At 67.5% G+C, this 23,851-nt stretch carries 27 protein-coding genes, 1 other RNA gene and 1 pseudogene; 13 read left to right on the top strand and 16 right to left on the bottom strand.

Features of this window, described 5'->3' with window-relative positions; translation table 11 throughout:
- Positions 1 to 230 precede the first annotated feature (230 nt).
- Positions 231 to 734, top strand: a complete 504-nt coding sequence (locus QMZ25_RS07420) for a hypothetical protein (protein WP_065175090.1) — start codon at positions 231 to 233, stop codon at positions 732 to 734.
- Positions 735 to 853: 119 nt separating this feature from the next.
- On the opposite strand, the gene QMZ25_RS07415 is transcribed toward QMZ25_RS07420, so the two are convergent.
- Together QMZ25_RS07415 and QMZ25_RS07410 are read right to left on the bottom strand one after the other, a co-directional pair.
- Entirely contained in the window at positions 854 to 1,243 is a 390-nt protein-coding gene (locus QMZ25_RS07415) for a DUF488 family protein (RefSeq protein ID WP_053519206.1), read from the bottom strand.
- An 8-nt stretch (positions 1,244 to 1,251) separates the two neighbouring features.
- Positions 1,252 to 2,508 carry a 6-phosphofructokinase gene (locus QMZ25_RS07410; protein WP_283219379.1) on the bottom strand — a complete coding sequence of 419 codons (1,257 nt, stop codon included), beginning with the start codon at positions 2,506 to 2,508 and terminating at the stop codon, positions 1,252 to 1,254.
- A gap of 135 nt (positions 2,509 to 2,643) precedes the next feature.
- On the opposite strand from QMZ25_RS07410, the gene QMZ25_RS07405 reads away from it, so the two are divergent.
- The 3 genes from QMZ25_RS07405 to QMZ25_RS07395 all read left to right on the top strand — a co-directional run bounded on the left by QMZ25_RS07405 (position 2,644) and on the right by QMZ25_RS07395 (position 5,469).
- The gene (locus QMZ25_RS07405) at positions 2,644 to 3,207 is read left to right on the top strand and encodes an adenylate kinase (RefSeq protein ID WP_053519211.1); all 564 of its coding nucleotides are present in this window, start codon (positions 2,644 to 2,646) and stop codon (positions 3,205 to 3,207) included.
- A gap of 322 nt (positions 3,208 to 3,529) precedes the next feature.
- Positions 3,530 to 4,894, top strand: a complete 1,365-nt coding sequence (gene mpl, locus QMZ25_RS07400) for a UDP-N-acetylmuramate:L-alanyl-gamma-D-glutamyl-meso-diaminopimelate ligase (protein ID WP_065181702.1) — start codon at positions 3,530 to 3,532, stop codon at positions 4,892 to 4,894.
- On the top strand, positions 4,891 to 5,469 hold the full coding sequence (locus tag QMZ25_RS07395) for an LON peptidase substrate-binding domain-containing protein (RefSeq protein ID WP_065175087.1): 579 nt from the start codon (positions 4,891 to 4,893) through the stop codon (positions 5,467 to 5,469). Before mpl ends, QMZ25_RS07395 begins: the two co-directional genes overlap by 4 nt.
- A gap of 96 nt (positions 5,470 to 5,565) precedes the next feature.
- Here QMZ25_RS07395 and QMZ25_RS07390 read toward each other — a convergent pair whose 3' ends face one another.
- Positions 5,566 to 7,563 (bottom strand): bifunctional DedA family/phosphatase PAP2 family protein, encoded by a 1,998-nt coding sequence (locus QMZ25_RS07390; RefSeq protein ID WP_065175086.1) that lies wholly within the window; start codon positions 7,561 to 7,563, stop codon positions 5,566 to 5,568.
- A gap of 85 nt (positions 7,564 to 7,648) precedes the next feature.
- On the opposite strand from QMZ25_RS07390, the pseudogene QMZ25_RS07385 reads away from it, so the two are divergent.
- A pseudogene (locus QMZ25_RS07385) lies at positions 7,649 to 8,310 on the top strand (serine/threonine-protein kinase).
- Complete coding sequence (locus tag QMZ25_RS07380; RefSeq protein WP_283219378.1) at positions 8,307 to 8,813, top strand: DUF2867 domain-containing protein; 507 nt, start codon at positions 8,307 to 8,309, stop codon at positions 8,811 to 8,813. Before QMZ25_RS07385 ends, QMZ25_RS07380 begins: the two are co-directional and overlap by 4 nt.
- Before the next feature lie 34 nt (positions 8,814 to 8,847).
- Here QMZ25_RS07380 and QMZ25_RS07375 read toward each other — a convergent pair whose 3' ends face one another.
- On the bottom strand, positions 8,848 to 9,531 hold the full coding sequence (locus QMZ25_RS07375; RefSeq protein WP_111186792.1) for a hypothetical protein: 684 nt from the start codon (positions 9,529 to 9,531) through the stop codon (positions 8,848 to 8,850).
- Between the two features lie 108 nt (positions 9,532 to 9,639).
- Between QMZ25_RS07375 and QMZ25_RS07370 the strand changes: the two genes are divergently transcribed.
- Both QMZ25_RS07370 and QMZ25_RS07365 read left to right on the top strand, forming a co-directional pair.
- A complete protein-coding gene (locus QMZ25_RS07370; RefSeq protein ID WP_065181697.1) occupies positions 9,640 to 10,458 on the top strand; it encodes an NAD(P)-dependent oxidoreductase in 819 nt (272 codons plus the stop codon).
- Positions 10,459 to 10,534: 76 nt separating this feature from the next.
- The gene (locus tag QMZ25_RS07365; protein ID WP_283219377.1) at positions 10,535 to 11,515 is read left to right on the top strand and encodes a YiiG family protein; all 981 of its coding nucleotides are present in this window, start codon (positions 10,535 to 10,537) and stop codon (positions 11,513 to 11,515) included.
- A gap of 105 nt (positions 11,516 to 11,620) precedes the next feature.
- Here QMZ25_RS07365 and QMZ25_RS07360 read toward each other — a convergent pair whose 3' ends face one another.
- Positions 11,621 to 12,493, bottom strand: a complete 873-nt coding sequence (locus QMZ25_RS07360; RefSeq protein ID WP_053519846.1) for an ion transporter — start codon at positions 12,491 to 12,493, stop codon at positions 11,621 to 11,623.
- A gap of 63 nt (positions 12,494 to 12,556) precedes the next feature.
- Between QMZ25_RS07360 and QMZ25_RS07355 the strand changes: the two genes are divergently transcribed.
- On the top strand, positions 12,557 to 13,783 hold the full coding sequence (locus QMZ25_RS07355; RefSeq protein ID WP_164150873.1) for an acetylornithine transaminase: 1,227 nt from the start codon (positions 12,557 to 12,559) through the stop codon (positions 13,781 to 13,783).
- Between the two features lie 110 nt (positions 13,784 to 13,893).
- On the opposite strand, the gene QMZ25_RS07350 is transcribed toward QMZ25_RS07355, so the two are convergent.
- On the bottom strand, positions 13,894 to 14,496 hold the full coding sequence (locus QMZ25_RS07350; RefSeq protein ID WP_197572400.1) for an HAD-IA family hydrolase: 603 nt from the start codon (positions 14,494 to 14,496) through the stop codon (positions 13,894 to 13,896).
- Between the two features lie 123 nt (positions 14,497 to 14,619).
- Here QMZ25_RS07350 and azu point away from each other — a divergent pair, with 123 nt between their 5' ends.
- Positions 14,620 to 15,069, top strand: coding sequence for an azurin (azu, locus tag QMZ25_RS07345; protein WP_050509801.1), 450 nt, complete (start codon positions 14,620 to 14,622; stop codon positions 15,067 to 15,069).
- Positions 15,070 to 15,228: 159 nt separating this feature from the next.
- Here the strand turns inward: azu and hemL are convergent, their stop codons facing one another.
- Both hemL and thiE read right to left on the bottom strand, forming a co-directional pair.
- Positions 15,229 to 16,518 carry a glutamate-1-semialdehyde 2,1-aminomutase gene (gene hemL / locus QMZ25_RS07340; protein ID WP_065175080.1) on the bottom strand — a complete coding sequence of 430 codons (1,290 nt, stop codon included), beginning with the start codon at positions 16,516 to 16,518 and terminating at the stop codon, positions 15,229 to 15,231.
- 15 nt (positions 16,519 to 16,533) lie between these two features.
- Positions 16,534 to 17,160 (bottom strand): thiamine phosphate synthase, encoded by a 627-nt coding sequence (gene thiE / locus QMZ25_RS07335; RefSeq protein ID WP_111186788.1) that lies wholly within the window; start codon positions 17,158 to 17,160, stop codon positions 16,534 to 16,536.
- A gap of 34 nt (positions 17,161 to 17,194) precedes the next feature.
- Here thiE and QMZ25_RS07330 point away from each other — a divergent pair, with 34 nt between their 5' ends.
- On the top strand, positions 17,195 to 17,419 hold the full coding sequence (locus tag QMZ25_RS07330) for a rubredoxin (protein ID WP_053519835.1): 225 nt from the start codon (positions 17,195 to 17,197) through the stop codon (positions 17,417 to 17,419).
- A gap of 39 nt (positions 17,420 to 17,458) precedes the next feature.
- Here QMZ25_RS07330 and QMZ25_RS07325 read toward each other — a convergent pair whose 3' ends face one another.
- The 8 genes from QMZ25_RS07325 to QMZ25_RS07290 form a co-directional block, all read right to left on the bottom strand.
- Positions 17,459 to 18,304 carry a SirB1 family protein gene (locus QMZ25_RS07325; RefSeq protein ID WP_053519834.1) on the bottom strand — a complete coding sequence of 282 codons (846 nt, stop codon included), beginning with the start codon at positions 18,302 to 18,304 and terminating at the stop codon, positions 17,459 to 17,461.
- 133 nt (positions 18,305 to 18,437) lie between these two features.
- On the bottom strand, positions 18,438 to 18,884 hold the full coding sequence (locus tag QMZ25_RS07320) for a DUF192 domain-containing protein (protein WP_053519833.1): 447 nt from the start codon (positions 18,882 to 18,884) through the stop codon (positions 18,438 to 18,440).
- 23 nt (positions 18,885 to 18,907) lie between these two features.
- Positions 18,908 to 19,555 (bottom strand): ribose-5-phosphate isomerase RpiA, encoded by a 648-nt coding sequence (gene rpiA / locus QMZ25_RS07315; protein ID WP_065175077.1) that lies wholly within the window; start codon positions 19,553 to 19,555, stop codon positions 18,908 to 18,910.
- 22 nt (positions 19,556 to 19,577) lie between these two features.
- Positions 19,578 to 20,057 carry an EVE domain-containing protein gene (locus tag QMZ25_RS07310; protein ID WP_283219376.1) on the bottom strand — a complete coding sequence of 160 codons (480 nt, stop codon included), beginning with the start codon at positions 20,055 to 20,057 and terminating at the stop codon, positions 19,578 to 19,580.
- A complete protein-coding gene (locus tag QMZ25_RS07305; protein ID WP_053519830.1) occupies positions 20,054 to 20,647 on the bottom strand; it encodes a 5-formyltetrahydrofolate cyclo-ligase in 594 nt (197 codons plus the stop codon). The genes QMZ25_RS07310 and QMZ25_RS07305 overlap by 4 nt, the downstream gene beginning before the upstream one ends.
- An 83-nt stretch (positions 20,648 to 20,730) precedes the next feature.
- Positions 20,731 to 20,916: non-coding RNA, 6S RNA (gene ssrS / locus QMZ25_RS07300), on the bottom strand.
- Between the two features lie 98 nt (positions 20,917 to 21,014).
- Positions 21,015 to 21,311, bottom strand: coding sequence for a cell division protein ZapA (locus QMZ25_RS07295; RefSeq protein ID WP_053519829.1), 297 nt, complete (start codon positions 21,309 to 21,311; stop codon positions 21,015 to 21,017).
- Entirely contained in the window at positions 21,308 to 21,529 is a 222-nt protein-coding gene (locus tag QMZ25_RS07290; RefSeq protein WP_005410898.1) for a TIGR02449 family protein, read from the bottom strand. The genes QMZ25_RS07295 and QMZ25_RS07290 overlap by 4 nt, the downstream gene beginning before the upstream one ends.
- Positions 21,530 to 21,682: 153 nt before the next feature.
- Between QMZ25_RS07290 and QMZ25_RS07285 the strand changes: the two genes are divergently transcribed.
- Both QMZ25_RS07285 and QMZ25_RS07280 read left to right on the top strand, forming a co-directional pair.
- On the top strand, positions 21,683 to 22,231 hold the full coding sequence (locus QMZ25_RS07285; RefSeq protein WP_053519828.1) for a UPF0149 family protein: 549 nt from the start codon (positions 21,683 to 21,685) through the stop codon (positions 22,229 to 22,231).
- 5 nt (positions 22,232 to 22,236) lie between these two features.
- Entirely contained in the window at positions 22,237 to 23,559 is a 1,323-nt protein-coding gene (locus QMZ25_RS07280) for an aminopeptidase P N-terminal domain-containing protein (protein WP_111186809.1), read from the top strand.
- The last annotated feature ends 292 nt before the right edge of the window (positions 23,560 to 23,851 follow it).

Genomic DNA, 23,851 nt, shown 5'->3' with positions numbered 1-23,851 from the left:
ACGAGGGGGACGACGGGCTGCAGCCTGGAACCAACCCGTGCCGACCGTGGCGGTCGTCCGACGTATGGCGGTGTTCAGCATTCCCTGGTGGCCGCAGTATGCGTGCACATGCGCCCGGATGGTAGCGCCGTGCGTGGAAGGCGCAGCGCTTGCCCCTCCACCGACGCGCCTTTGCACCCTGTTAAGCCTTCCTCTGCAAGCCTGCGCTCAGTCCTGAAGGAGACCCTCCCATGCGTCTGTCCCTGTTGATGCTTGCCGCCCTTGTGCCGGCAATGCCTGCATCTGCCGCCGAGACCCCGGAACTGCAACGCGCGGTGGGTGCGCCGCAGGCGGTGGGAGCGGTACACACGCTGCGGCAGATTCCCGAAGCCTGTGCGCGGCTGGAGGGCGCCTTCACCGGCCAGGCTGCCGAGCCGTATCGATTCGCCGTGGTCCGTACCAGCGAGCAGTGCCAGCCGCGCGCTCGTTTTGTCGACTTCGCCAAGGCGCAGCCCGCTGTCGACAAGGGCTGGAAGCTCAATGACGTGATCCGCGTGCCCAGCGCGACGTGCCCGGCACAGCAGGCGGTGGTGCGGGTGTGGCGTCTGCCGGTCGACAACCGCCAGGCGCTGGACGGCCAGGGGCAGTCGCGCATCTATCTGGAAGAAGCAAAGAAGCAGGCCGCCGCCGGCAAGATTCCGCAGGTGACGATGTTCGCCGCGCAGCTGCAGGTGGAAGGCAAGGCCTGCAACTGACGCCGTCCGGCAGGGCGAAGCCACGCAGGGCGTGGATGTACTTCGGCGCGCACCGGTAGCGTCGGGCCATGCCCGGCGGAGAACCCGGTAGTGCCGGCCGCTGGCCGGCACCCCTGCCATCACTCGGCCAGCTTCGCACCGCGGGCCACCAGCAGGTCACGCAGTGCCGAACGATGGCAGTGCGCCTCATCCTCGCAGTAGCAGCCCACGCTGATGTCGGTGTGCTGCGACAGCGCGGCCAGCAGATCCAGCGCGTGGGCTGCGTCGGGCGCCTTCATCTCGGCACGGTAGCTGCGGAAGAAGGCATTCCAGTCGGCCGCGGTGGTCGCCCCGCGAGCCTGTTTCACCCGTTCCGCGCTGGGCGACAACGTCGGGAACCACACGTCGTACCAGTCCTGGCGGGCGAACTCGCTGCGTGGCACGCCGCGCGGCGGGCGGCGTACGGTGCCGATGCGCAGGCCTTCGCCCGGAACGCGCGGAGAACCGAGGCGGACGATCCGCAGGGCCATGATCGCAGTCAGACCTCGAAGGCCGGCAGCGTCTTCTTCACTGCCACGTTCTTCAGCGTCACATACTTCGGCAGGCCATCGGCGCCGTACGGCAGTGGCGCTTCGCCCTTGATCAGCGGTGACAGATAGGCGCGCGCCCGGGCAGTGATGCCGAAGCCGTCGCGCCGGATGAAGCTGGCCGGCATCTTCTTCTCGTGGTTGGCGATCTTCGACAGCGGCGCGGACTCGATCTTCCAGCGGTACGGTGCGTCGCTGCTGCGCACGATCACCGGCATCACCCCGTTCTGGCCCTTCAATGCCAGTTGCACGGCCGCCTTGCCCACGGCCTGCGCCTGGTCCCAGTCGGTGCGGCTGGCGATGTGACGTGCCGAGCGCTGCAGGTAATCGGGCAGGGCCCAGTGCACCTTCAGCCCCAACTGGTCCTTGACCCGGCCAGCGAGGTGCGCGGCGACGCCGCCCAACTGCGAATGACCGAATGAATCCTTGCTGCCGCCGGCATCGGCGACGAAGCGGCCATCCGCCGTGGCGATGCCCTCGGAGGCCACGACCACGCAGTACCCGACGCGTTCGACCACCGCCTTGACCTTGGCCAGGAAGGCGGCCTCGTCATAGGCACGTTCGGGCAGCAGGATGATGTGCGGGGCCTCATCGTCGCCATTGCCGGCCAGGCCTGCGGCAGCGGCCAGCCATCCGGCATGGCGGCCCATCGCCTCGTAGATGAACACGCGGGTGGAGGTCTCGGCCATCGCCGCGACATCCAGCGCCGCCTCGCGCACCGACACCGCGGTGTACTTGGCCGCCGAGCCGAAGCCGGGGCAGGTATCGGTAACAGCCAGGTCGTTGTCGATGGTCTTCGGCACGCCGATGCAGGTCAGGTCGTAGCCGGAGGCCTTGGCCAGCTGCGAGACCTTCAGCGCGGTATCGGCCGAGTCGTTGCCGCCGTTGTAGAGGAACCAGCGCACGTCGTGCGCGCGCAGGACCTGCAGCAGACGTTCGTAGCGCGCACGGTCGGCATCGAGCGACTTCAGCTTGAAGCGGCACGAACCGAAGGCACCGCCCGGTGTATGGGCGAGGGCGCGGATGGCCGCCGCACTCTCCCTGCTGGTATCGATCAGCTCTTCGCGCAGGGCGCCCAGGATGCCGTTGCGGGCCGCCAGGACCTTGATGCCCTTGGCCCGGGCCTGTTCGATCACCGCCGCAGCGGTGGCGTTGATGACCGCGGTGACACCACCGGACTGGGCATAGAGGAGGGTACCGTTGCGCATGCTTCTACCTGCTCAGGGGAGGGACATTGCAGGGACATTACCCGGATGCGTTAAAGTGGCGCTATTGCGGTGCAGCGATACCGGACCGTCCGGGACGCGAACCTTCTTTGTTTTCAACACGTTGGAGTCAGGTCAATGCGATTGGTTCTGTTGGGACCGCCCGGTTCGGGCAAGGGGACACAGGCGACGCGCCTGAAGGACAAGCTGGGCATCGCCCATATCTCGACCGGTGACATGCTGCGCGCGGAGATCGCTGCGGGCTCGGAGCTGGGCAAGCAGGCGAAAGCGGTGATGGATGCCGGCAACCTGGTGTCGGACGAGATCCTGCTGGGCATGCTTGAGTCGCGGCTGGCCCAGGCGGATGTCGCCAAGGGCTTCATCCTGGATGGCTATCCGCGCAACGTGGCGCAGGCCAATGCGCTGGACGGCCTGCTGGCCAAGATCGGTCAGCCGCTGGATGCGGTGGTGCAGCTGGATGTGGCCACCGAACTGCTGGTCGAACGCATCGCCGGCCGCGCCAAGGAGCAGGGCCGCGCCGACGACAATCCCGAATCGGTGCGCCAGCGACTGCAGGTCTACAACGACCAGACCGCGCCGGTGGTGGATTTCTATGCAGGCCGGGGCACCCTGGCACGCGTCGATGGCGTCGGCGAGCTCGACGAGATCGAAGCCCGCATCCTGGCCGCGATCAAGGCCTGAACCAGGCGCGCGGCCGGCTGCGGTCGGCATGCAGAACACAGGCCTGGTCCTTGCGGACCAGGCCTGTGTCGTTTTCATAGGTGCCAGCGGAGGGCTTGCTCAGGGCCCCGCAGCATGAGCTCCCTTGGGGATGGCCTCTTGGGGAGTAGGACCGGTTCGGGTACTGCGGCTGGCAATCCGAATTGTGTCCGGGTTCACAGAACATCGCTATCGGGAATTCCCTGACAGGTGGCTGGAGTTTTCTCACATCGGGTGTAGGACTTGTCTGACCCCATTACGGACATTGGCCCTATACAGCCGTGATCGGTCACAATCCTCGCTCATGAGCAGCGTACATATCCTTGCAATCGCCGGCACCTTCATGGGTGGCGTGGCCGCCCTGGCGCGGGAACTGGGCCATACGGTCAGCGGCAGTGACCAGGCCATCTATCCGCCGATGTCGACCCAGCTGGAGCAGCTGGGCATCACCCTGGACCAGGGCTACCGGGTCGACAGCGTGCCGGCGGGCACCGATCAGGTGGTGATCGGCAACGCGCTCTCGCGTGGCAACCCGGCCGTGGAGGCCGTGCTCGACGCCGGCCAGCGCTACAGCTCCGGCGCGCAGTGGCTGTCCGAGCAGGTGCTGCCGGGCCGCGACACGCTGGCTGTGGCCGGCACCCACGGCAAGACCACCACCACGACCATCCTCACCTGGCTGCTGGAGAATGCCGGTCGCGCACCGGGTTTCCTGATCGGTGGCGTGGCCGAGGATTTCGGCGTTTCCGCCCGCCTCGGCCAGGGCCGTGAGTTCGTGGTGGAAGCCGATGAGTACGACACCGCCTTCTTCGACAAGCGCAGCAAGTTCGTCCACTACCGGCCGCTGGTCGCCATCCTCAACAATCTCGAATACGACCACGCCGACATCTTCCCGGACGTGGCCGCGATCCAGCGCCAGTTCCACCATCTGGTGCGCACCGTGCCGGCGCGCGGCCGCCTGATCGTCAACGGCGAGGACGTGCACCTGGCCGAAGTGCTGGCAATGGGCTGCTGGACGCCGGTCGAGCGTTTCGGATTCGATCCGGCGCTGGAATGGCATGCCGAACTGCTGGCCGCCGACGGCAGCGCCTTCCGCGTGCACCATCACGGGCAAGCGCTGGGCGATGTGCAATGGTCGCTGCTGGGGCGGCACAACGTGCTCAATGGCCTGGCTGCGCTGGCCGCTGCCCATGCGGTGGGCGTGGCACCGGCCGAGGTGATCCCGGCGCTGGCGCGCTTCCGCAGCGTCAAGCGGCGCATGGAAGTGATCGGCAGCCACGACGGCATCACCGTCTACGACGACTTCGCGCACCATCCCACCGCGATCGCCACCACCCTCGAGGGCCTGCGCGCCAAGGTGGGCGATGCACGCATCGTGGTGGCGATGGAACCGCGCAGCAATTCGATGCGGCTGGGCGCACATGCACACGCGCTTGCGCCCTCGCTGGCGCTGGCCGACGAGGTGGTGTTCCTGCATCGTCCCGAGCTGGCCTGGGACGCAGCGTCGGTGATCGCAGCGGTGCGCGGCCACGCGCACGCGGTACCCGATACCGACGCATTGCTGGCACAGCTGCAGGAGCGCGTGCACCGCGGTGACCACGTGGTGTTCATGTCCAATGGTGGCTTCGACGGCGCGCCGCGCCGTTTCCTCGCAGCATTGCAGGCGCGATGAGCACGGACGCGTCACTGCCCCTGTTCCCGCTGCACGCCACCCTGCTGCCTGGCGCGGCGATCGGCCTGCGCGTGTTCGAGCGCCGCTATCTGGACCTGATCCGCGACAGCGGCCGCAGTGCGGAGGGATTCGGCGTCTGCCTGATCCTTGATGGCCAGGAGGTCGGTGCGCCGGCAACGCCGGCCGCCTACGGTGTGCAGGTACGCATCGAGGACTTCGATGTCGGCGCCGACGGCGTGCTGCAGCTGCGCCTGCGCGGTACCCGCCGCTTCCATGTCGAGCGCACCCGGGTGCGCGACAACGGCCTGGTGGTGGCCGATGTGCGCTGGTGCGAAGAAGACCCGGATGACGAGCTGCGTCCACAGCATGCGCTGCTGGCCACCGTGCTGGGTCACATCATCGAGCAGGCCGGCGAAGCCTACGCTCCGGCCAACCCTGCGTTGCTGGACCAGGCAAGCTGGGTCGGTTGGCGGCTGGCCGAGCTGCTGCCGTTGAGCGAACAGCAGCGCCTGCAACTGCTGCAGATGGACGATCCGCATCAGCGCCTGCAGCAGTTGCTGGGCTGGATGCCGTAAGAATCATTCACGCAGCGCTTGGAACTGGTGCCGCCGGGCATGGCCCGGCGCTACCACACGGCATCGCGGTAGCGCCGGGCCACGCCCGGCGGCTCCTCACGGTGCGATGGTCTTCAACCGCAGTACCGGCAACCCGGTTTCGCCGTGCACATCCTCGCGTTGCGGCAGGTCCTGCACGGCGTCCTTCACCGCGTTCAAGGCTGGATCCACGCCGCGCAGCGGATGCCACATGCCGATCCACTGGAAGTGGCGCTCGTAGCGCAGGGTCTGTGCGCTGCCCAGCCACAGTGGCGTGTCGCCCGGCTGCAGCTGCACGGCGGCCGGCCACAGGCGCAGCACGTAGCGCTCGTCCGGACGCGCCCCCTGGCGCACCATCAGCAATGCTTCCACGCGCGTGTCCAGCGTTGCCGGCAAGACCGGCAGCTGCTCCGCACCGGTGTCCTTGTCCAGCATCAGCAATGCTTCCTGCCAACCGGCCTGCTCCTGCAGCGTCCAGCCACGTGCCTCCAGCTGTGCCTGCAACGGGGCCAGGGGACCGGCGACCTGCACATCGAGCGGCCAGCGCTGGTCATCGTCGAACTCGTTGCGGCGCGCCGGCAGCGCGGACCAGTCGTGCTGCCACCACGCCTGCATATCCATCGCCTGCGCGGCGGGCAGGGACGGCTCGAAACGTTCCAGCTTCACCGCGATGTTGCGCGGCGCATACCACATCGCGGCAACGGCGAAGACGCCGTAGAAAAGCCAGGCGACCGGTTTGACCCAGAACGACCGGTTGAACCGGCGGCGGTAAGCAATGCCCAGCACCAGCAGCCAGAACGTGCCGAACAGCATGCCGCCGATCACATCGCTCAGCCAGTGTGCGCCCAGATACAGGCGCGAGAAGCCGATCAGGCTGACCACGATGCCCGATACGAGGTACGGCCAGACGCGGGTGCGGCCGGGCATCTCGCGCGCGATCAGGACCGCGAAGAAGCCGAAGGTGATGGTGGCCATGGTCACCGATACCGACGGGAAGCCGAAGCCGCTGCTGGCGTCGACCGGGCGGACCACATCCACGGTCGCGCCGAGCAGCAGCGTCAGGGCCAGGCCGAAGGCGAGCGCGGCCAGCCAGTGCGCCGCAGCCATCCAGCGCCGGCGCCAGATCAGGTAGCCCATCGCCGCGGCGGTGGCCGGCAGCAGTACCGGCCATGCGCCGAGCGAGGCCAGCGCCGCCATCGGGTAGTCGGCCAGCGGGTTGCGCAGCGCCAGCATGGCCTGGTGCACCAGCAGATCGACCGCAAGCGGTTCACCGTGCGCAACCACCAGGGTGAGCAGTGCGAACCAGCCCCAGCCGAGCAGCAGCAGCATCAGTGCCAGCATCGCCAACGGCACCGACTCGCGCCGCTTCGGGTCGAGCACGCCGACCGTGTAACGGCCCAGAGTCGGATGGCGGTTGGACCAGTCGAGCAGGCGCGACAGCCAATGATCCATGCGCGCGGCGGACCAGCGGTAGCCGTACAGCACGATCGCCCAGACCAGGCTGAGGATCACCGCGAGCAGGCCGACCACCACCACCAGGCGACCTGCCACGGCCGCGACCGCGTCATAGGCTTCGCCCAGGATCCAGCCTGGCGCCAGGAACAGCACGGCCCAGGAAATGCTGGCGATGCCGCTGGCCTGCATGTAGCGGCTGGCGGGCATGTTCATCATGCCGGCGATGGCGGGGACGAACGGCCGGATCGCGCCGACGTAGCGGGCCACAAGAATGCTCTTGAAGGCATTGCGGCGGAACAGGTTCTCGCCACGGTCCAGCAGTTGCGGGTAGCGGCTGAACGGCCACACGCCGCGCAGGCGATCGCCCCAGCGGCGGCCGATCCAGTAGCTGATGCCGTCGCCCGCGAATGCACCCAGCGCTGCCGCAGCGACCGCGTACGGCCCGGAGATCTGGCCAAGGCCGATGAACACGCCCACGGCGAACAGCAGGGGCAGTGCGGGCACGATGGCGCCGAGAATGATGACCGCATCGCAGAACGCGATCAGAAAAATGACCGCGCCCGCCAGCACGGGATGAGCGGCAATCCACGCAAGGGTGGCGTCGATCCATGAAGAGTCCATTGCCCGATTATAAGGGCGTGAAGGTGACTGGTTCCCAGCCGCTTGCCGACCGTTTGCCACCGTCGGCATCGCCTAGAATGGCGCCATGCCGCATTCGCCAGACGTCCCACCACATGCATTGAAGGCCGACAGCTTCGGCCGCATCCTTCGTATGGAGGGCCCCGACGGGCCGTTCGTGCGCCGCGATCTGGGGGCGACGCCGTTGTGGCTGCGCCTGCCGGCGTGGTGGCTGGCGCGGCGCGAAGCACGCGCGCTGCGTCATATCCACGGCATGGCCGATGTCCCGCAGCTGATCGATTGGGATGGCCGCCACCTGGATCGCAGTTTCATGGCCGGCGATGCCATGTACCAGCGCCCGCCGCGCGGCGACCTCGCCTGGTTCCGCGCCGCGCGGCGCCTGCTGCAGCAGTTGCACCGGCGCGGCGTCGCCCACAACGACCTGGCCAAGGAGGCCAACTGGCTGGTCACCGACGATGGTCGTCCGGCGCTGATCGACTTCCAGCTGGCGGTGATCGGCAATCCGCGCTCGCGCTGGATGCGCCTGCTGGCCCGCGAGGATCTGCGCCATCTGCTCAAGCACAAACGCATGTACTGCCGCGAGTCATTGACGCCGGTGGAGAAGCGCGTGCTCAAGCGCACGTCGTGGGTACGCGACTGTGGTTCGCCACCGGCAAGCCGGTCTACCGCTTCGTCACACGGCGCATCCTGCACTGGGAAGACAACGAAGGGCAGGGGCCGAAGCCGTGAGACGGTGGAACGTAGTGACCACGCTGCCGAGCGCGGCCAGCGTCCTGCATCCGCAGCTGGCGGGTGCGGGTTTCGTGCATGCCTGCCGCGTCGCCACCCATCGACAGGGGCGCAGTGCACTGCAGGCCTATCGCGACATGGCAGCGACGGTCCCCGCGTGGTTTGACGGGCTGATGGCGCTGCGCAACCAGGGCATGCGCCTGCTCGGGATGAAGGATCTGGGTTCGCTGCGTGCGGTGCAGGCTGCGCAGCATCCGAGTCCCGGGCAGCGGCTCGGCATTTTCACCCTGCAGTCGCTGCACGATGATGCCATCGTGCTGGAGGATGACGACCGGCACCTGCACGTGCAGCTGGCGCTGCAGTGGCAGGGTGACACGCTGGAAGTGGCGACGGTGGTGCATACGCACAACGCGTTCGGGCGCCTGTACATGCTGCCGGTGGACCCGATGCACCGGCTGATCGTGCCGCATCTGCTGCGCAGGCAGGTACGCGCGTACGAGTAGGCCGGGCCCGGCGGCACCCGGCGCCACCGGAGCGCTAGGGCGTTGCCGGCACCAGCTGCTGGCCAATGAAGTTCCGCTTGGCATCGAAGTCATAGCCGATCTGCAGCTGCCCCACATCCGGGCAGGCATGGCAGTCGCGCAGCGGCGTGCGGTACAGCAGGCGGATGCCGCCGCCTTCCAGTGGTGCGGTGCCTGCGGCCTGCGCCGGTGCGAACGGCGTCGCCTGCGGGTTGGCCTTCAGCACTGCCTGCACAGTCGGGTCGGCGCGCAGCGCATCGTCCAGCTGCACCGCATCGACATCGATGCGCTTGCCGCCTGCATCCACCAGGCGCGTGCCTTGGTTGGTGTTGGCGCGGAAGGGATATTCAACCGTGGCCACGCCCAGTCCGTCATGCTCATGCCACGCGCTGACATAGGCCAGTTCGCCGCCGGTGGAAAGCTGCTCGGCGGCCGTGATTGCATCCGAGCTGGCGCCGCCGCTGCGCATCGCATCGCGCAGGCAGTCGCGCGTCGCCGCATCGCCTCCCTGACGGCAGGCGTTGAGATCGCCGTCCCACACCACCGCCTCGCTCCAGCGCATCCGGCCATCGGTCGCTGCCTTCTCCGCGCTGGGGGTGTCCGTGGCGACAGGTTCCTTGCCGGGCTCGGGCGAGCTGCCCTGGCAGGCGGTCATCAGGGCGAGTGCGAGGGCAGGCAGCAGCAGACGGGAACGGCGCATGGCGTGGACCTCGTGCGTTGACTGGAGGCCCGAGTATCGTCAAGACGGGGTGAACTCCGCGTCGCCGCGGCATACTAGCCGCTCATTGCATACGCTGGAGTCTGGAACGTGGGCAGTCTGCAGGGCAAGACCCTTTTCATCACCGGTGCCTCGCGTGGCATCGGCCTGGCGATCGCGCTGCGTGCCGCGCGCGATGGTGCCAACGTGGCCATCGCGGCCAAGTCGTCGGTGCCTAACCCGAAGTTGCCGGGCACCATCCACAGCGCTGCCGATGCGGTGAATGCGGCCGGCGGCCAGGGCCTGGCGTTGAAATGCGACATCCGCGAGGAAGAGCAGGTGCAGGCGGCCGTCGCCGCTACGGTCGATACCTTCGGTGGCATCGACATCCTGGTCAACAATGCCAGCGCGATCTGGCTGCGCGGCACGCTGGAGACACCGATGAAGCGCTTCGACCTGATGCAGCAGGTCAATGCGCGTGGCAGTTTCCTGTGCGCACAGGCCTGCCTGCCGTACCTGCGGCAGGCCCCGAATCCACACATCCTCACCCTGGCGCCGCCGCCGAGCCTGGAACCGAAGTGGTGGGGTGCGCATACCGGCTACACGCTGGCGAAGATGGGCATGAGCTTCGTCACCCTCGGTCTTGCCGCCGAGTTCGGGCCGCAGGGCGTGGCGGTCAATGCGCTGTGGCCGCGCACGGTGATCGCCACCGACGCCATCAACATGATCCCCGGCGTTGACGCGGCGGGATGCCGCACGCCGCAGATTATGGCCGATGCCGCGCATGCAGTGCTGGTACGCGAAGCCGCGGGTTTCCACGGCCAGTTCCTGATCGATGACGAGGTGCTGGCACAGGCCGGCATCACCGACCTTTCCGGCTACGCGGTGGATCCGTCGCGGCCGCTGGTGCCGGATCTGTTCCTCGACTGATCCGATGCGAGTGTCATGATCGGCCAACTGCGATAGAATTCGCGGCTGTAATCGTTTTCAACAAGGATGTGCGTAGATGCTCCGTCGTACCACTGCAGCGCTGCTCGCTGCGTCGTTGTCGCTTGCCCTGGTCGCCTGTGGTGGCAAGCCGCCCTCCTCGTCCGGCACGTCCGACAAGGCCGATGCCGCGCCGGCGCAGGATGCCCAGCAGCAGCTGACCGCCAAGCTCAACGCCTATATCGGCTGCTTCAACGCGGTCGATTCCGAGGTGCATGGCAGCGCCCGCGCCTACACGGGCTGGATCAAGGATCTGGAGGCCGGTCCGAGCGGACGCGAGACCCGTGTGTACGGACCGAGCGAGATCGACGACTACGACATGAAGCAGTGCGACGCACCGATCACCGAGGCGATCGCGGCCCAGCCCGCGCTGCCGGAACTCGATGCGGCGGCTGGCCGCTACCTGCAGGCGCTGAAGGCACTGGTGCCGGTCAGCCATGAGGCACACGACTACTACGAGCGCCAGGATTACGAGGACGACCAGTTCGCCAAGGGCAAGCAGCTGCACGCGCCGCTTATGGCTGCGTTCAAGGCCTTCGCCGGCGCCAGCGAAACGTTCAACGTTGAACTGGAACGCCAGAACGATGCTGCCCAGCGCGAGCACCTCAAGGCGCTGGAACAGGCCGAGGGCCGCACCCGCGAGTACTACCGGCTGGCGATGATGCTGGAAGCGAAAGCGATCATGGACCTGATGGGCGACGACGATTTCGATCCGGCGCAGGCCGATGAACGGCTGCAGGCCTTCAATCGCATTTCCGACGAAGCACATGCCAAGGTGGCCGATCAGGAGCCGGGCAAGCTGGACTGGAACAGCTTCGAGCGCGAAGCCGAGAACTTCCGTCGCGAGGGCAAGGAGCGCCTGCAGCGGGTCAGCAGCAAGACCCCGTACAACGACTTCGAGCGGCGCATGCTGGATTCGCCGTCGATGGCCCCGCGGGGTTCGGCCGGGCGACTGCTGCATATCTACAACGCGCTGGTGTTCCAGAGCAACCGGCAGTAGATCCGGGTGACAGTCCAGTGTGCCGACGCACTGGTCAGTGCCAGCAATCAGATGCGCTGAGGCGGGAGCGGCGGCAGGCCGCTCACCGCCCCGCGCAGGTACGGGTCAGCGGTTGAAGGCTTCCGGCAGCGCGTTGCCGCAGGCCCGGCAGTGGCGTGCATCCGGTTCGTGGCCTTCCAGCCCGCAGTGCGGGCAACCTCGGGCATCGCGGCGTGCCGCCAGCTCGGCCTCGCGCATGGTGCTGGCCAGTTCAGCGGTGTAGATGCCGGTGGGCACGGCAATGATGCTGTAGCCGATCAGGATCAGCACGGACGTGACGAAGCGGCCGAGCACGGTCTGCGGCACGATGTCGCCGAAGCCGACCGTGGCCATGGTCACCACCGCCCAGTACATGCTGGCAGGAATGTTGCTGAAGCCGTTCTCCGGTCCTTCGATCACGTACATCAGCGCGCCGGCGATGATGGTGATGGTGATCACCGTGAACAGGAACACCAGGATCTTCCGCCGGCTGCGCCACAGCGACTGCATCAGCACGCCGCTTTCCTCGATGTAGCGGGTCAGCTTGAGGATGCGGAACACGCGCAGGATGCGCAGTGCGCGCACCACCAGCAGGCTCTGCGCGCCGGGGATGAACATCGACAGGTACGCGGGCAGGATCGAGAGCAGGTCGATGATGCCCCACACGCTCACGGCATAGCGCAGCGGGCGCTTGACCACCGCCAGCCGCAGCAGGTACTCGGCGGTGAAGATGAGGGTGAAGCCCCACTCGAGCACGTACAGGCTGGTGGACCACTCGGCGTGCAGGTGCTGCACGCTGTCGATCATCACCACCAGGATGCTGGCGATGATGGTCACCACCAGCAGCAGGTCGAAATTGCGCGAGGGCCGGGTATCGTGCCGGTAGATGATGTCGAACCACTGGCGGCGCCAGCCGGTTTCGGTGGCGGGGTTCAGCTGGGGGGCGGAGAACGGTCGCATGGGCGCATTGTGCCGCAGGGGTTCCGGCGCGAGAATGGGCATTCCTGAATCCTGCCGACTGCCATGACCGCCGCGACCGACCCGCTGATCTCCCTTTCGCACTACTACCTGCCGGTCTACAAGCCTCGCCAGGTGGTGCTGGAGCGTGGCCAGGGCGCCCGCGTGTGGGACAGCCAGGGCCGTGAGTTCATCGATCTGGCGGCCGGTATCGCCGTGTGCGGCCTGGGCCACAACGACCCGGATCTGGTGGCGGCACTGGTCGAGCAGGCCGGCAAGCTCTGGCACACCAGCAATGTGTTCTACAGCGCACCGCCGCTGTACCTGGCGGAAGAGCTGGTGAAGGCCAGCCGCTTCGCCGAGCGCGTGTTCCTGTGCAATTCCGGCGCCGAAGCCAATGAAGTGGCGATCAAGATGGTGCGCAAGTGGGCCTCCAGCCAGGGGCGGCCGGCTGACAAGCGGGTGATCATCACGTTCCGCGGCAGCTTCCACGGCCGCACCCTGGGCGCGGTGACCGCCACCGCCCAGCCGAAGTACCAGGAAGGCTATGAGCCGCTGCCCGGTGGCTTCCGCTACATCGATTTCAACGATGAGGTGCAGCTGGAAACGGCGATGGCCGCGGGCGACGTGGCGGCGGTGATGCTGGAGCCGGTGCAGGGCGAAGGTGGCGTGATGCCGGCCAAGTCCGGTTTCCTCAAGCGCGTGCGCGAGCTGTGCGACCAGCACGGCGCGCTGCTGGTGCTGGATGAGATCCAGGCGGGCATGGGCCGTACCGGCACGCTGTTCGCGCACTGGCAGGATGACGTGGTGCCGGACATGGTCACCCTGGCCAAGGCGCTGGGAGGCGGCTTCCCGATCGGCGCGATGCTGGCCGGCCCGAAGGTCGCCGAGACCATGCAGTTCGGTGCGCACGGCACCACCTTCGGTGGCAATCCGCTGGCTGCTGCCGTCGCCCGCGTAGCGCTGCGCAAACTGTCCTCGCCTGAGATCGCCGCCAATGTCAGCCGCCAGTCGAAGGCGCTGCGCGATGGTTTCGCCCGCATCAGCGAGGAATTCGGCGTGTTCAGTGGCGTACGCGGTCGCGGCCTGATGCTGGGCGCGGTCCTGGCCAAGGACTTCGCCGGGCAGGCCGGTGCCATCCTCGATCACGCGGCCGAACACGGCCTGCTGACCTTGCAGGCTGGTCCGGACGTGCTGCGCTTCGTGCCGTCGTTGAACATCACCGACGAAGAAGTGGCCGAAGGCCTGAAGCGCCTGCGTGCCGCTGTTGCGGCGTTCGTCGCCGCACGCTGAAGCCTTGGCGCTGACCCCGTTGCCGCGGAATCGCTGTAGAGCCGAGCCCATGCTCGGCTCATCTCCACGTCAGGCAACAGCAGCCGAGCATGGGCTCGGCTCTACAGCGGTCACGTGATCCGGTAGCGCTTCAACACCTTGCCCAGCCCACGGCCATCGTGCACCGTTTCCGCGTGCAGCCCAGCGGCGCGTGCGCCGCGCACGTTGGCGAACAGGTCATCGACGAACAGCGTGTGCGCAGGCGCTGCATCAAGCATCTCCAGCGTGCGCAGGAACACCTCCGGCGCCGGTTTGCGCAGGCCGAAATCGGCGCTGCAGAACACGCGACCCAGCAGGGCAGGGAACAGCTCCGGCAGCAGGGAAGGCAACGCCTGCTTCATCAGCGCGCCATTGTTGGTCAGCACCGCCATCGGCAGCTGCAGGGCCTGCAGCCGTTGCAGGACTGCGCGCTGCGGATGGCTCGCGGCTTGCCGCGCTGCGGTCCAGGTGTCCACGTCGATGGTCCTGTGCAGAAGCTCTCCCAATCGCGCCAGATAGGCAGGGCCGCCCAGCGAGCCATTGTCATGCGCGGCTTCCAGCCCGCTGTCGTACAACGCGGTCTGCACGGCCTGCGTCGGAACCCCCAGCGCCTTCGCCAGATGCAGCACGCGTTGCGCGCGCTGGTAATGCACCAGCACGCCGTCTACATCCAGCAGCAACAGGTCGATCCGCATCGGCCGAGCATGCCATTGCGGCAAGTGTGCGGGAAACCCTGGAGCGGGCATGCGACAGACGGTCGCAGACGCGGCCACAGGGGGCTGCCTAGAATGGCGCTTGAATCCGCAGGAGAGGCAACGATGAAGGCTTGGATGGTGGCAGTGGGACTGGGCGCGCTGATGCTGGCGCCGTCGGCGATGGCGCGTGTGTGTGCGGTGAGCATCGACAGCACCGACCAGATGAGCTTCAGCAGCCGCGAGATCAAGGTCGCCGCCGACTGCACCGCCGTGGATCTGACCCTGCGCCACACCGGCAAGTTGGCCGCCACTGCCATGGGCCACAACTGGGTGCTGACCCGCAGTGCCGATTACCAGCCGGTGGCGATGGCGGGCATGCGCATGACCCTGGCCGACAGCTACCTGCCGAAGGCCGACAAGCGCGTGTTGGCGCACACCAAGGTGATCGGCGGCGGCGAGACCACGCGCGTGCGCTTCTCTACCCAGGGCCTGCAGAAGGGCGGTGACTACACCTTCTTCTGCTCGTTCCCCGGCCACTTCGCGATGATGAAGGGCACGTTCGTCTTTGGTTGATGCCGTTTGCAGCGTCGCACCATGCTCGACTGCTCTTTTCCGCGCTGCGTACGATGAGCCGGGCATGGCTCGGCTCTACACGTTGCAGTAGATCCACGCCAGGCGTGGATACGGTGCAAGGCAGTGCCAACCAAGGTTGGCACCCGCCATGGGCAGGGCTCAGCCCTTGGCGGCCTTGAACGCCACGCGTGCAGCGGCCAGCGTCGCTTCGATCACCGCATCGTCGTGCGCACTGGACAGGAAGCCGGCCTCGTACGCCGACGGCGCCAGGAACACGCCCTGGTCCAGCATGGCGTGGAAGAAGCGGTTGAACGCCGGAATGTCACAGGCGGTGGCCTGCGCATAGGTCTCCACCTTCTCGCTGGTGAAGAACAGCCCGAACATCGCCCCGACCCGGGTCGTGGTCACGGCCACTCCGGCGTCTGCGGCCGCAGCTTCCAGGCCCTCGCACAGGCGTGCGGTGCGCTCGGCCAGGTCGGCGTGGAAGCCGGGCTGCTGGACCAGTTCCAGCATTGCCAGGCCGGCCGCCATCGCCACTGGATTGCCGCTGAGCGTGCCGGCCTGGTAGATCGGGCCGGCGGGGGCGATCTGCTGCATCAGGTCGCGGCGACCGCCATAGGCGCCCACCGGCATGCCGCCGCCGATGATCTTGCCGAAGGTGGTCAGGTCCGGCGTGATCCCGTAATGCGCCTGCGCGCCGCCGAGCGCCACGCGGAAGCCGGTCATCACTTCATCGAAGATCAGCAGTGCGCCGTGTTGCGTGCACAGCTCGCGCAGGTGCTGCAGGTAGCCGTCGCGTGGCGGGATGCAGTTGGCGTTGCCCACTACCGGTTCGATGATCAGGCCGGCGATCTCGCTGCCCTGTGCCTCGAACAGTGCGGTGGCGGCCTCGAAGTCGTTGTAGGGCAGGGTCAGGGTGAGTTCGCTCAGGCCTGCCGGAACGCCCGGTGAGGTGGGCACACCGAGGGTCAGCATGCCGCTGCCGGCCTTCACCAGGAACGAGTCGCCATGGCCGTGGTAACACCCTTCGAACTTGACGATGCGGTTGCGACCGGTGGCACCGCGCGCCAGGCGGATCGCCGACAGGGTCGCTTCGGTGCCGGAGTTGACCATCCGCACCATCTCGCAGGACGGCACCAGGCGGGTGATGGTCTCGGCCATCGTCACTTCGGCGGCGCACGGCGCGCCGAACGAGAGGCCCTGTTCGACGGCCTTCTTCACCGCCTGGCGTACGGCCGGATGATTGTGGCCGACGATCATCGGACCCCAGGAACCGACATAGTCGATGTAGCGGTTGCCGTCCACGTCGTACAGGTAGGCGCCATCGGCGCGCTCGACGAAGAAGGGCTCGCCGCCGACCGACTTGAACGCGCGGACCGGCGAATTGACGCCGCCCGGCAGCAAGTGCTGGGCACGGGAGAACAGGGCGTGGGACTGGTCGTGGTTCATCGGGTTTCCTGGGTGTTACCGGAACTGGGCGAGGTAGGCGCGCTGGGTGGCGACCGGGTCCGCTGCGGCGTAGATGCCGCTGACCACGGCCACCAGGTCGGCGCCGGCCTCGATGAGGGGACCGACATTGTCCGGCGTCAGGCCGCCGATCGCCACCCGCGGTACGCCCAGTGCGGCGCTCTGCCGCAGCAGATCGATGTGGGCACGGCTGGTGGTGATCTTGGTGGTGGTCGGAAAGAAGGCGCCGAAGGCCACATAGCTGGCGCCAGCGGCTGCGGCGGCCTCGGCGTTGGCCAGCTGGTCGTAGCAGGAGGCGCCGATGATGGCGTCGGCACCGAGCAGGGCGCGCGCGCTGGCGATGTCGCCGTCGGTACCGCCCAGATGCACGCCGGCTGCGCCCACGGCCCGGGCCAGTACCGGGTCATCATTGACGATCAGCGGCACGCCGTGCTCTGCGCACAGCGCCTGCAGTGCGGTGGCCTGTTCCAGCCGCAGCGCGTCGCTGGCGGTCTTGTTGCGGTACTGCAGCCAGGTGGCGCCGGCGGCCAGCAAGGGCGCGGTGCGGGCCAGCAGGCGTGCGGTGTCGGGCTCATCCGGGGTGATGAGGTAGACGCCACGGGGCGCCGGGGAAGCAGAGGTCATCGATGGCTACCGGTGAGTGGACCGCGATGGGACAATGGCGGCCCGTGAATTCAACCCCGATTATCCGATGAGCGACGCCACCCCCACCACCCTGCGTACCTGGATGTGCGTGGTCTGCGGCTTCCTTTACCACGAGGCCGACGGCCTGCCGGAAGAGGGCATTGCGCCGGGCACGCGCTGGGAAGACATTCCGGACACCTGGACCTGCCCGGACTGCGGCGTTACCAAGGCCGATTTCGAGATGGTCGAGGTCGATTGACGGACGTGGGGCGGGCCGCAGGTCCGCGCACCGACCGCCTCAATGCAGCCGTGGCATCGGCCCGCCCAGATCGATCAGCTTCTCGCGCAGCCACTGCGCGTCGCTGGCCTCGGGATTGCGCTTGAGGTACTGCCCCAGATCGTGCCGGGCTCCCGTCAGGTACTCCAGCTGCAGGTAGGCCAGGCCCCGGTCGCGCAGGGCGTCGTCCTGCTCCGGCGCCAGCTTCAGCAGGCGGTCGGCACTGCGCGCGGCACGGTCCCATTCACCGGCCTCGGCATACACGCCGTGCAGGTTGCGCAGCATCCGCATCAGGATCGCGCGGGACGGTGCCGGATCGAGAATCTGCGCCAGCACCTGGTCGTCGGGCATCTGCCCGCCCAGATGTGACTTTGCGCGCTCCCGCAGTTCGTCTACATCCAGCGGCCGACCGCCGTTGAACGGGTCCATCACCAGGACACCGTCATCCACCGGCAGGCGCACCAGGAAGTGGCCGGGGAAGGACACGCCGTCCAGCGGAATGCCCAGCCGCCGCGCGACCTCCATCTGTACCAGCGCCAGCGAGATCGGATTGCCGAGCCTGCGCTCGAATACCTGGTTGAGATAACTGTTGCGCGGATCGTAATACTCGTCGTGGTCGCCGCTGTAGCCCAGTTCGTCGAACAGGTGGCGATTGATCGCGGCCATTTTCAGCGGACTGCGCTCGATGCTGTCCACTTCGGCGCGAAGGTGGTCGACATGGCTCTGGATCAGCGCGTCGTAAGTGGACGGCTGCAGATCCGGATATTCATCGCGCGCGATCAGCAGCGCGGTCGGCAACAACGGCAGCGCCTCGTCTTCGAGGTCGGCCAGTGCATCCCAGTCGGGGAGTGTGATCCGGTCCGGCATGGTCACAGACTGGCGGCAATCGCAGACGGATTCAAGCGGTGTGGCGTGAAAAATCCAGGGGTCAGATCCCGTCCGCGTGCGAAAGGGATCCGACCCCGACCGGGGTGCCGGCCGGCCGCCGGGCCGCGTGGGCCTACTTCTCGATGCCCGGGCCGAAGGTCAGTTCGGTACCGTCCTTCAGCTTGAGCTTCTCGGCCTGGCCGGCGTTGAGTTCCAGCACGTACCGGGCCGGGCCGCCGCTGGGATAGGGCGGGCACATGTCGCCGGCCGAGCAGGGCGGCACGTCGCGCTGCTGGCTCACCAGCCGGCGCTGGCTGTCGAAGTACAGGATGTCCAGCGCGATCTTGGTGTTCTTCATCCAGTACGCCTGCATTTCCTCGCGGTCATGGATGAACAGCATGCCGTGGTCAACGGGCATCTGGTCGCGGAACATCAGCCCGCGTGCGCGGGTCTCATCATTGGTTGCCAGCTCCACGTGGTAGCGGGCGCCGTCCAGTTCGACCCAGTGACGGGCCGCATCGGTGGCACAGCCGGCCAGGGCCAGCAAGGGAAGCATCAGCAGCGAACGCAGCAGCGACATCGTCAGGATCCTTCGCGTGAGGGTCAGAGCACGACCGGCGGTTCGCCGCCGATGATCACCACGTCGGCACGGCGACGGGCAAACAGGCCGACGCAGACCACGCCCGGCAGCTGGTTGAGTTCGCGCTCGAGCTTTTCCGGATCGGTGATCTGCAGGTTGTGGATGTCCAGGATCTGGTTGCCGTTGTCGGTGACCACGCCCTCGCGCCAGGTCGGCTGGCCCCCGGTCATGTCGCGGATCTGCCGGGCCACCAGGCTGCGTGCCATCGGAATCACTTCCACCGGCAGCGGGAACCTGCCCAGCACCGGGACCTGCTTGCTCGGGTCGACGATGCAGACGAAGCGCTCGCTGGCCTCGGCAATGATCTTCTCGCGGGTCAGTGCAGCGCCACCGCCCTTGATCAGGCACTTGCCGGGATCGCACTCGTCGGCGCCGTCGACGTACAGCGACAGGTTGCCGGTGTGGTTCAGCTCGATCACCTCGATCCCGTGCTGCTTCAGGCGCGCGGTGCTCTGTTCCGAGCTGGACACCGCACCCTTGATGCGATGCTGGATGCGCGCCAGCGCATCGATGAAATAGGCGACGGTGGAACCGGTGCCGACACCGACGATCATGCCGTCTTCGACGTACTCGATGGCTTTCTCGGCGGCCAGGCGCTTGGCTTCGGACATGGGAGGAACTCTCAGCAGGGAATCAGGATTTCTTTTCCAGCGACAGCAGCAGCTTCCACTGCGCGGCGGTCACCGGGAACACCGACAGCCGGTTGCCCTTGGCAACCAGCGGGAAGCCCTCGCCGAGCGCTTCGGCGTGCAGCTTGATCTCGTCCAGCGCGATCACCTGGCTGAGCTTGCGGTCGAAGGCCACGTCCACCAGCATCCAGCGCGGGTTCTCGCGCGTGCTTTTCGGGTCGTGGTAGTCGGATTTCGGGTCGAACTGGGTATCGTCCGGGTAGGCCGGGCTGGCGACCGTGGCCAGGCCGACGATGCCGGGGACCTTGGTATTGGAGTGGTAGAACAGGATGCCGTCGCCGACCTGCATGCCATCGCGCATGAAGTTGCGCGCCTGGTAGTTGCGCACCCCGTTCCAGGGCTCGACCTTGACCTTGGCCAGGTCATCGATGGAGAAGGCGTCCGGTTCGGACTTCATCAGCCAGTAGCGCTTGCGGGCGGTCATGCGTTCACGGGGGCAGCGGAGGGGAACAGGGTGCCGGCTTCGGTGCAGATCGCATCCACCGGCACGTCCCACGACGCCACCGGCAAGGACTCGACCTGCTGCACCGCGAAGGCAGCACCGACCAGCCAGGGCGGCGCCGGCCGGTCGTGGCGGAAGGCGAAGCTGCGATCATACCAGCCGCCCCCCATGCCCAGCCGCCGGCACTGTGTGTCGAAACCCACCAGCGGGGTCACTACCAGCGCCATCTGCGCCGGTTCCAGCGTGTCTTCCACGGCCACGTCCGGTTCCGGAATGCCGTAGCGATTGCCGGTCAGGGGCTGACCGGGCCGCCAGGGCGCGAAGCGCAGCGTGTCGCCGGCCAGCACCGGCAGGCAGTAGGTGAGTCCATCGGGCAGCTGCAGCTGCCAGCGATGCAGCGCGATCTCACCGTCCAGCGCCCAATAGCCGGCAACGTGGCCGTGAAGCGGCGCAAACGGCAACGCCAGCAGCCCATCGGCAAGGGCATCGGCGGCGGCGATGCGCTCGCTGGCGGAAAGGTCACGGCGGCGTTGCCGCAGGTCGTGGCGCAGGGCCTGGCGCGGGTCGGTCATGGCAGAGTGCGGCAAGGAACAGCCGTCATTGTGCCGGAAAGAACAAGGGCGACGCCCGAAGACGCCGCCCTTGCTGGAATATTGCATTCTCCGCAATGTCGATGCATGCGAAACGACCTTGAACCCGGGGGCTCAAGTGGGAACGCTGGAGAACCATCGGGCTTCCCGCTACAAGGCGGACCTGCACTCCCGGCGCTGTCGCGCTCCCGGTGTCGTTCTTAAGGGACAAGGCGAATGTTTGCACATGCCGTCGAGTACCGCAGAGAACGCAGGGCCATTATAGCGGCCGGTCCTGATCTGGATAGGCCGTTCGTCGGCAACAGTCCGTGCCAATTCAGAAATGAGAAGACGCGTGTCGCGCGATCTGTCAGGGATTGCCGTCGATGGCGCGGTCCAGCCGCCGGTTCAGGTCGGCCAGCGTCTGCTGCAGGGCCACGGCCTGGCGGGCGTTCTCGTCACGCAGCAGCTGCAGTTCATGGGCCAGATTCAGTGCCGCCAGGACCGCGATGCGGTCGACCGCCGCCATGCGGTTGCTGCCACGGATCTCGCGCATCCGTGCGTCGAGCAGGCGCGCGGCCGCCATCAGGCTGTCGCGTTCATCGGCGCCCACGCCGACGGTGTACTCGCGGTCGAGGATGCGGACGCTGACCGGTTCGGCGCTCATGTGTGCTGCTCCAGGGATTTGAGCCGGCTGATCATCGCTTCCACCCGCGAGCGCGCCTGTTCGTTCTTGGCCAGCAGCGTCGAGCGCTCGGCCACCAGCTGTTCCTGCTGGTGGCGCAGGCTGCGGTTCTCTTCGGCCAGGCGCTGGTTGCGTTCAAGCAACGCTTCCACGCGGGCGGCGAAGTCCTGCAGCTGGGCAAGGGGATCGGCGGGTTCCATGCAGGCACGATAGGCAAGCCGGGTCTGGGCGGTCAAGCGCTGTCGCAGCAGGCCCCGATGGCCACGGTGAGGTCGCTATCGGGTTGCTACACTACAGGGCTCACGGGCGCGCGCGTGCGCGCTCGGGGTTTCCTTCTCCGAACGAGCCGCACGATGACCGAACTTCCCTCCGTCGACGACGTTTCCCGCGCCAGCCAGGACCTGGGCCTGGGCGCCACCGCTGCCGAGCTGCATGGCGGCCTGTGCGGCTGGCTGGCCGCCGGTGGAGCTCCCGGCAACGACTGGCCGGCGCGTGTGCTGGCCGACGACAGCCTGCCGCCGGTGGCGGCCGACAGCGCCCTCGGGCAGTTGTTGCAGGCCACCATCAAGCAGCTGGAGGACCGCGATTTCGCGTTCGAGCTGCTGCTGAGCGACAGCGAGGACGTGGCTGCGCAGGCCGACGCCATGTTCAGCTGGACCCGCGCCTTCCTGGGTGGATTCGGACTGGGCAGTGGCGGCCGTCGTCCGGCCCTGTCCGAAGAGGGCGAAGAGGCGCTGACCGACATGGCCAGCCTGGCGCGTGCTTCCAGCGAGGATTTCGAGGCAGGTGGCGAGGACGACGATGAGGCGCTGTCGGAGATCGAGGAATTCATCCGCGTGGCGGTGCTGCTGCTGCACGGCGATGTGGTGCTGGCCGCGCGCCACCGGCAGCGCCTGAACTGATGGACATCAAGCAGCGCACCGGCATCGCGGCCGGCGAGTACAAGCGTCGTCGCCGGCAGCTGATGGACATGGCCGGCGAAGACGCCATCCTGGTGCTGCCCGCCGCGTCCGAGAAGGTGCGCAGCCTGGATACCCATTACCCGTACCGGCAGGATTCGGACTTCCAGTACCTGAGCGGCTTCCCGGAGCCGGAAGCCGTGCTGGTGCTGATTCCCGGGCGTCGTCACGGCGAGGCGATCCTGTTCTGCCGCGAACGCGATGCCGAGCGCGAGGCCTGGGACGGCAGCCGCGCCGGCCAGGAAGGCGCCGTGGCGCAGTTCGGCATGGACGATGCCTATCCGATCGATGATCTGGACGACATCCTTCCGGGCCTGCTGGAGGGACGCTCGCGCGTCTACTACCACTTCGGCCGTGATGCGGACTTCGACCTGAAGCTGATCGGCTGGGTCAACCGTGTCCGCTCCCAGGTGCGCCACGGTGCGCAGCCGCCGCACGAGTTCTTGGAGCTGGGCCACCTGCTGCATGAGCAGCGCCTGTTCAAGTCCGGCGCGGAGGTGGCGCTGATGCAGCACGCCGCCCAGATCAGCGTGCGTGCGCACCTGGCAGCGATGAAGGCGGCGAAGGCGGGCATCCATGAGTACGAACTGCAGGCCGAACTGGAGCGCGTGTTCCGTGCCAGCGATGCGGTGCCGGCGTACTGCAGCATCGTCGGCGCCGGCCGCAACGGGTGCATCCTGCACTATCGCGACAACAACGGGCGTGCGCGCGACGGCGAGCTGGTGCTGATCGATGCGGGTGCTGAGTACCGTGGCTACGCCAGCGACATCACCCGTACCTTCCCGGTGAACGGGCGCTTCAGCGCCGAGCAGCGCGCGCTGCATGATCTGGTCGGCCAGGCCCAGGCGGCGGCGCTGGCCCAGGCCCGGCCCGGCGTACCCTACGAAGCCGGCCACCTGGCGGCGGTGCAGACGCTGACCGAGGGCCTGCTGCGGCTCGGCCTGCTGAAGGGCACGCTGGAGAAGAATCTTTCCGAAGGCCTGTACCAGCGTTTCTACCGGCACAAGACCGGCCACTGGATCGGGCTGGATGTGCACGACGTGGGCGACTACCGCCTGGCCGGTGACTCGCGGCTGCTGGAGCCGGGCATGGCGTTCACCATCGAGCCGGGCCTGTACATCGGCGTGGACGATACGACGGTGGAGCCGCGCTGGCGTGGCATCGGCATCCGCACCGAGGACGATGTGCTGATCACCGACGATGGCCATCGCGTGCTGACCGAAGGGCTGGCGCGGAGTGCGGACGAGATCGAAGCGGTGATGGCGGGGTAAGGGTTATCGGCAGGGCTTGCAGCCCTGCACCCGCAGACGCAACAGCTGGAGCAACAGCAACAGCGGGCTATCCGTGGGATGGCGGGGCACTGTGGGTTTGCGGGGACGCCGTGAATCCATCCCTGGAGGCTTGGTCGCCGCATCCATGCGGCTCACACCCCGCAAACCCACAGTGCCCCGCCTTCGACAGCTGGCCGGTGGCTGTTGGTGGGTGTCGACCTTGGTCGACACAGAGCGAGCGCAGCGAGCGACCCGCTTTTGCTTTTCTTTCTTCTTTTCCGTGGTTGGATGC

It is taken from the genome of Stenotrophomonas sp. RS-48, from assembly GCF_030053245.1.
Taxonomy (GTDB): Bacteria; Pseudomonadota; Gammaproteobacteria; order Xanthomonadales; family Xanthomonadaceae; genus Stenotrophomonas; species Stenotrophomonas maltophilia_P.
This window is presented reverse-complemented; position numbering and strand designations above follow the sequence as displayed.